This window comes from Neisseria sp. WLZKY-1 (genome assembly GCF_046546535.1).
GTDB lineage: Bacteria > Pseudomonadota > Gammaproteobacteria > Burkholderiales > Neisseriaceae > Neisseria.
On sequence record NZ_JBKGTW010000126.1, the window covers coordinates 1 to 474 of the forward strand.

Genomic DNA, 474 nt, shown 5'->3' on the forward strand with positions numbered 1-474 from the left:
GGTTTATTAAGGATTATTTTGCTAGAAAATGAATTTGCAGCAGTAAATTTGTTACTTAGTGCGTTGCTTCTCTGATTTAGCAGTAAATTTGTTACTTACGCCGGCCTGACGCTGTTTGCTGCCGGCGGTTTGAATAATGGTGGCGTCAATGACGGCGGCGGATGCTTTCTCTATTTTTAGGCCTTTTTCGGTCAGTTGGCGGTTAATCAGTTCCAGCAATTCGGACAGGGTGTCGTCTTGCGCCAGCCAGTTACGGTAGCGGCATAAGGTGCTGTAATCGGGGATGCTCAGTTCGTCAAAACGGCAAAACAGGTTGAAGTCGATGCGGGTGATGAGGCTGTGTTCGAGTTCGGGATCGGAGAGGCTGTGCCATTGTCCGAGCAGGACGGCTTTGAACATGGATAGCAGTGGATAGGCGGGACGGCCGCGGTGGTCTCGAAGGTAACGGGTTCTTTGACGATTCAGGTACTGTTC

At 50.0% G+C, this 474-nt stretch carries 1 pseudogene; it reads right to left on the reverse strand.

Annotated elements, in window-relative coordinates:
- Positions 1-102 precede the first annotated feature (102 nt).
- Positions 103-474 (reverse strand): annotated as a pseudogene (locus tag ACLD9W_RS12490) (transposase); the annotation flags it as partial.